This is a genomic window from Citricoccus parietis (assembly GCF_042433045.1).
Lineage (GTDB): Bacteria > Actinomycetota > Actinomycetes > Actinomycetales > Micrococcaceae > Citricoccus > Citricoccus parietis.
Genome location: NZ_JBHLWH010000028.1, coordinates 170,435 through 176,434, shown reverse-complemented (window position 1 = coordinate 176,434; position 6,000 = coordinate 170,435). Strand labels below are relative to the sequence as shown.

Sequence of the window (6,000 nt, the reverse complement as noted above, 5' to 3'; positions counted from 1 at the left end):
CCGCCCCCTTGATCAGGGACGGGCGCCGCACCCTGCCACTTGACAGGACACCACTACATATCAGTTGGTATGCAGTGACCCCTCTACTCCCCGATCGGTCACCACGGTGAGGGTCTCGTCTAGGCCAGGATTTCTGGGGACTGTGAGCGGTGGAAGCCGTCGTAGACGCGGCCGTGGGATACGGGTTGGGGCTCCCACCACCCTGCTCGGGCGTTCGGCGCACCACCGTCCACCCTCATGGTGGTGCCGGTGATGAAGCTCGCGCCGGGCGAGAGCAGGAACGTGATCGCCGCAGACACCTCCGCCTCGGTGCCGAACCGTTGCAATGGGATGCCTCGGATGACTTGGCGTTGAATGAACGGGGTGTCTTCGGGGTCATAGGTGTCGGGCCCGCTGGAGGCGATAGACCCCGGAGCGATGGCGTTGACCCGGACTCCGGCGGCGGCCCATTCGGCGGCCACGGATTCGGTGAGGGTCTTCATCCCGCCGCGGGAGGCGCCTGAGTGGGCGAAGCCCGGCCACCCGTTGGAGATGTCGGCGATCATGTTGACGATGGCTCCGCCGTGGTCCTTCATCCACCGGTTGAACACCTCGCGCATCACGATGAACCCACCCAGGAGGTTGTTGCGCACGACGGCATCGAATCCCTTGGTCGAGATGTCAGCCGCCGCGGACCGGTACTGCCCGCCGGCATTGTTCACCAGCCCGTCGATGGACCCGTGCTGATCCAGGAGGTCGTCGATGACGACCCCGACGCGGTCCTCGTCCCGGATGTCGGTGGAATGCCCTCGGAGCGACCGATCAGGGCAACGGTGGCCCCGAGGGATGCCAATTCGTGGGCGGTGCACCGACCGATTCCACTGCCACCGCCGGTGACGACGATGACCGATCCTTGGAACAAACCCGGTGCGAACGTGGACTGGTACGGCATGGTGAACTCCTCAGGTTGGGTGGCTTGGTGGCGGTTGGGGCCGATACCCCTCAGGCCAGCGCCGTCGGTGTTGATCCGGATCGGCCCGCATCGGTCCGGTCGAAGAAGTCCTGCGATCGGGACATGACCGTCTCATTGCCGCCGCACAGGGCGTAGCCCCACATCGCCTCCACCCGGAGCTGGTCGTGCAGGGTCCGGCCGATGACTTCCAGGGTGGTTTCCTTGGCGGACCGGATGGCGGCCTGGTCGCACCGCAGGATCTGCTGGACCAGTAGTTCCGTCTGTTCCATCAGCTCGTCCGGCTTGACCACGCGGTTGACCATGTTCGCGGTGTAGGCGCGCTCGGCCGTCACGGGTTCCCCGGTCAGCAGCAGCTCCATGGTGAAGGAGACCCCGCAGGAGTTCAGCAGCCGGACGATGCCGCCATCGGCCGGGTGCATGCCCCGGCGGACTTCGAAGGTGCCGAACTTGGCTTCGGTGGTCGCGATCCGCAGGTCACAGGCCATGGCCAATTCCACTCCGTGCCCGACACACCAGCCGTCGATGGCGGCGATGATCGGCTTGGTGATGCGGGACAGGGGTCCGCGGGTGATGCCACTGACGCCCTCTTCCATGCGCTGGCGCCCCACCATGGGGCCGACGGTCTGCCATTCGGGGGCGTGGGTCTTCAGGTCGGCGCCCGAGGTGAACGTCCCTCCGGCCCCGGTGATGACGGCAACCTGCAGGTCGTCGTCGGCGTCGAACTCGCGCCAGATCTCCCGAAGCATGTCATCGGTCTCGATGTCGATGGCGTTCTTGACTTCAGGGCGGTTCAGGGTGATCCAGGCGACCGACCCCCGGCGCTCGAAGAGCACCTTGGGGGCGGTGTTGGTGTCAGTCATGTCTTCTCCTTAGTTGTTCGAAGGTTGGTCAGCCAGCGCTGGCGGAAGGCTCGGCGGCCCTGGTTTCAGCGGCCAGTTGTTGCCGCTTCCGCGGCCTGCACCCGGATGTCCGCCTTGCGAATCTTGCCGCTGGGAGTGAGCGGCAAGTCATCCACGACATTCACGATGCGGGGGACCTTGTAGGCGGCGATCAGCGACCGGCAGTGCTCCTGCAACGCGCCGGCGTCCAGCTGCGCCCCGGGGTCGACAACGATGTAGGCCGTGACGACCTCCCCCCACCGGTTGTCTGGGGTGCCGACGACGGCGACCTGAGAGACGCCGGGGAAGCTCGCGACGGCCCGTTCGACCTCGATGGAGTAGACGTTTTCGCCACCGGTGACCACCATGTCCTTGGCACGGTCGACCAGGAACAGATAGCCCTCGGGGTTGCGGTACCCGACGTCACCGGTGCGGTACCAGTGGTTCTCGACCGCGTTGGCCGTTTCTTCCGGCTTGTTCAGGTACCCGGCCATGAGCATGGGGGTGTGGACGCGCAGTTCTCCGACCTGGCCGTCGGGCACCTCGTTGCCGTCCGGGTCGGTGATCTGGACCTCGACGAGCGGAATCGGCTTCCCGCAGGAGGCCAGGAGTTCGGGCCGGTCCAGGTCGTGGTCCTCCGGGCGGAGGATCGAGATGATGTACGTCTCGGTCGTGCCGAGGAACTGCCGAAGGTCGCAGTCCAGGATGTCCAGGGCCTTGCGGATGGTCGAGGCATTGATCGAGGACCCGGCGTAGACCACGGTCTTCAGCCGGGAGAAGTCCGTCCGGCGGGCCCGTTCGTGGTCCAGGAGGAACTGGATCGCCGTGGGGACCAAGCACATGAAGGTGGGCTGGTACCGGTCGACGGCGTCGAGGACCGCGGCCGGTTCGAAGGCCGGCACCACGGCCAGCGAGGCACCTTGGTAGAGCGCCGGCAGACTGACCCACGTTCCGGCGAGGTGGAAGTTCGGCATGACCATCAAGGCCACGTAATCACGATCCCAGGAGATGGTCGGCTCGAGTTCGTCGCTGAGGAACGAGAAGCTGAAGGACTCATGGGTGGTCAGAGCCCCCTTGGGTCTGCCCGTGGTGCCCGAGGTATACGCGATCAGGGCAGCGTCGTGTCCGAAGACCTCCGCGGCCGGGTCCTCGGTGGGGTAGCCAGCCTGCCAGTCGCGAAGTCCGGTGCCACCGGTGGCCTCCGGAGCCAGGGGCAGCATGCTGACCGGATGCTCCATCAGGTCCAACGCGAGCTGCACCTGATCGGCGAATTCAACTTCGACCACCACGAGCCCCACCCCCGAGTCCTCGAGCAGGGCAGCCAGCTCACGCGGCGCGAGCCGCCAATTGAGCGGGACGAACGGTCGTCCGGACTTGCCGGCGCCGAACCATAGCACCCACAGTTCCAAACAATTGCGGCCCAGGTACCCCACCGGCGTGGCCGGATCCAGGGCTCCGTTCAACGCCTGCCCCGCCTGGCTGCTCAACTCGTGCAGCTCGCCGTAGGTGAGCGTGAGTTCCCCCTGCAGGAGCGCCACCTTCTGCGGGTCACGCTGAGCCCAATATCGCGGGATATCCGGCAGTGTCCTGATTTCGGGGTGCCTCCACATGGCGGTCCTCTCCGTTGAAGCGATGGGATTGACTACTGAATGCCGCTACTGAATGAGAATTCAGTTAGGCGAGCACAACCATTGCACACGGTCTAACCATTTGACAATGGTCGGCTCCTCTTCGGAGTCCCGCCAGCCAGGCAGGAGCCGAGGCCGACGGATCAGGGCCTCAGGACCCGCCAGGCCGCCTCGGCCAGCAGTTGCCGCTGGAGATCGCGGCCCATCCCGTCTCGGGACCGTAGCGCGGACTGGACCGCACCGATGGCCGCACCAACCATGGCCCTGGCGTATTCGCGCTCCAATCCCTCCCGACACGAGCACAGCAGGTCGGTCCAGGCCGCGACCATGGCGGCCTGCTTGCGACGCAGGCGACGCTGGTCCTCCTCGGGCAGGTGCACCGACTCCTGGTAGTACACCCGGGCCAGGTCCCGTTCGACGACAACGAAGTCCACGTGCTGGTCGACCAACCTCCGCAAGGCGTCCTCGGAGTCGGAGCTCTGTTCCACCGCCTCGTCCTGTGCCCTGCCGAGGCGTTCGAGACACTCGTCGAAAACGGACACCAACAACGCCTGCTTGCTCGGGAAGTGCCAGTAGATGGCTGAGGCGGCGATGCCGACTTCCGCCCCGATGTCGGCCATTGACACGGAGCTGAATCCGTTGCGCGAGAGCAACCGTTCCGCAGCCCGGAGGATCGTTTCACGCCGATGGGGATCCCTTGTCCGCACTCGTGCGGGCTGTTTTTGGCGGGCTGCCGCAGTTGTATCCATCGAGGGAAGCCTACGCGCGTAACCATGCGAGAGTTTCCGAGTTATCCGCGGGTTGACCGCCCGATGGGTACAGCCTTACCGCCCAACCCTTGCCAGTCCGCAGGGCACTACCTTGGCCAAAAAGCACTCGCTCGCCAGACTGATCGCGCGTCGCCGATGACACGCTCACCAGCTAACCGCCAAGGATGAAGCTCTAGGTACCCTCCCCCACCATGGGTCTGTCCGAACGGCTATAGGCCGAGAACGTAGGGGTGGTTGATCGTTGTCGGTGTCCGCCTATCATGAGCCGATGACCGGAACTGCGGAGAACCTACTCGAGGGCTGCTCGCCGATCTCACTGCCGAGTCCTCGGACCTCGATGCGTTAGTGGCCGAGCTGACGTCGGACGGCTGGCGAACCCCGCCGCCGGCGGCGGGCTGGACCGTTGGCCACCAGATTGCCCACCTCGCCTGGACCGATGAGCTCGCGCTACTGGCGGCCACCGACCCTGAGCAGTTCGCTGCCGTTGTTGCCAGCATGAACCTTCCCGAGGACGCTGACGCCGGTGCCGCCACCCTCTCGGACGAGCTGCTGTCCCGGTGGCGGGTCGCGCGTACAAGGCTGGTAACCGCCCTACGGGAGCAACCGGCCGGCACCCCGCTCCTCTGGCTAGGCCCGCCCATGGGGACGGCCTTGATGACCACCGCCCGGCTGATGGAGACCTGGGCGCACGGCACCGATATTCGCGACACTCTGGGCGCCCCGCTGTCAGTGTCCGCCCGACTGCGGTCGGTAGCCCACTTGGGGGTGCGCACCCGCGACTTCGCGTTCGTCCAGCGCGGCCTGCCCGCGCCGACCGATCCGTTCCGGGTCGAGCTGACCGGGCCCGATGGCGATCTGTGGACCTGGGGACCCTCGGATGCGGCCAGCGGGTCCCGGGCCCGGCACTGGACTTCTGCCTGCGGGTAACCCAGCGCCGACACCGCGCTGACCTGGCGCTGATCGCCGAGAGACCGGACGCGGACGGCTGGCTGGACCTGGCACAGGCCTTCGCCGGTCTGTCCGGAACCGGCCGCCCTCCCCGACAGGAGGACCAGCGGTTTGACGCGGTAAGGTCGGCCGCCGGCACCTGCCGAGTGCTGTGCGCCCATGCCAAGATCGGGTCACCGACGATGAGACCGCAGGCGGCGACCGAGGCCAGCGCACCACCAGCGGTTAGCTGGTGAGCGTGCTCGAACGCGTCGAGCTGGATGAGATCGCCCGTGTTCGGCACGGAGTTCAACTCGGAGGCCGGCATGAGATCCACGAGGCGGTGAGCGCGGTTCACCGGCATCCAGACGTCCTCGCAATCGTTCGAGACCACCCGCGCCTTCCGGGCACACAAGGTGTCCAGGCGGGTATACCGCTTTGGACGCGTCCTATGGTGACGAAAGTATGCCGTCAGAGCGGGTCCCAAACAGGCTCTTCGACGCTTTTGTAAGGGCAGCACTTATAGGTGGCCGGACAGACGGTTGACTACGGCCGAGCCGGCCGGGTCGGGGGTTGGACGGGAATTCCATTCTTCCGTGGTCGGGCATGCAGGCAGGAGTGGAGCTCAAAGCCGGCTCCTGGCCTCGGGAACGGGCACATGGCTCTTGGCGTCCTGCCGGACCGCTTCGTACCGCTCCGGGCAGTGGCGGTGGGCGATCACCCGCTGCCCGTAGCCGGCAGCCGGCAGGGCAAGACCTCGGTGCACCCACCTCGGCGCTACTCCTCCAATAGGCTGTGCCGCCATCTAACCCCTTGGGAACGCCGTCAGCCATCTCCGAAGGCCA

General features: G+C 66.3%; 4 protein-coding genes and 1 pseudogene. 1 reads left to right on the top strand and 4 read right to left on the bottom strand.

Going from position 1 to position 6,000, the window contains the following annotated elements:
- Nucleotides 1-119: 119 nt before the first annotated feature.
- The 4 genes and pseudogenes from ACFFIO_RS11255 to ACFFIO_RS11240 all read right to left on the bottom strand — a co-directional run bounded on the left by ACFFIO_RS11255 (nucleotide 120) and on the right by ACFFIO_RS11240 (nucleotide 4,207).
- Nucleotides 120-931, bottom strand: a pseudogene (locus ACFFIO_RS11255) (SDR family oxidoreductase).
- 50 nt (nucleotides 932-981) lie between these two features.
- Complete coding sequence (locus tag ACFFIO_RS11250; RefSeq protein WP_378041844.1) at nucleotides 982-1,812, bottom strand: enoyl-CoA hydratase/isomerase family protein; 831 nt, start codon at nucleotides 1,810-1,812, stop codon at nucleotides 982-984.
- A 65-nt stretch (nucleotides 1,813-1,877) separates the two neighbouring features.
- Nucleotides 1,878-3,440: a class I adenylate-forming enzyme family protein gene (locus tag ACFFIO_RS11245; protein ID WP_378041842.1), complete on the bottom strand. Its 1,563-nt coding sequence runs from the start codon at nucleotides 3,438-3,440 to the stop codon at nucleotides 1,878-1,880.
- A gap of 161 nt (nucleotides 3,441-3,601) precedes the next feature.
- On the bottom strand, nucleotides 3,602-4,207 hold the full coding sequence (locus ACFFIO_RS11240) for a TetR/AcrR family transcriptional regulator (RefSeq protein ID WP_378041840.1): 606 nt from the start codon (nucleotides 4,205-4,207) through the stop codon (nucleotides 3,602-3,604).
- A gap of 366 nt (nucleotides 4,208-4,573) precedes the next feature.
- On the opposite strand from ACFFIO_RS11240, the gene ACFFIO_RS11235 reads away from it, so the two are divergent.
- Nucleotides 4,574-5,155, top strand: coding sequence for a maleylpyruvate isomerase family mycothiol-dependent enzyme (locus tag ACFFIO_RS11235; protein ID WP_378041838.1), 582 nt, complete (start codon nucleotides 4,574-4,576; stop codon nucleotides 5,153-5,155).
- Nucleotides 5,156-6,000 lie beyond the last annotated feature (845 nt).

Excerpts from the sequence above, each read along its gene's own strand:
- ACFFIO_RS11250 (WP_378041844.1), bottom strand. The coding sequence starts at position 1,812 with ATGACTGACACCAACACCGCCCCCAAGGTGCTCTTCGAGCGCCGGGGG.
- ACFFIO_RS11245 (WP_378041842.1), bottom strand. The coding sequence starts at position 3,440 with ATGTGGAGGCACCCCGAAATCAGGACACTGCCGGATATCCCGCGATAT.
- ACFFIO_RS11240 (WP_378041840.1), bottom strand. The coding sequence starts at position 4,207 with ATGGATACAACTGCGGCAGCCCGCCAAAAACAGCCCGCACGAGTGCGG.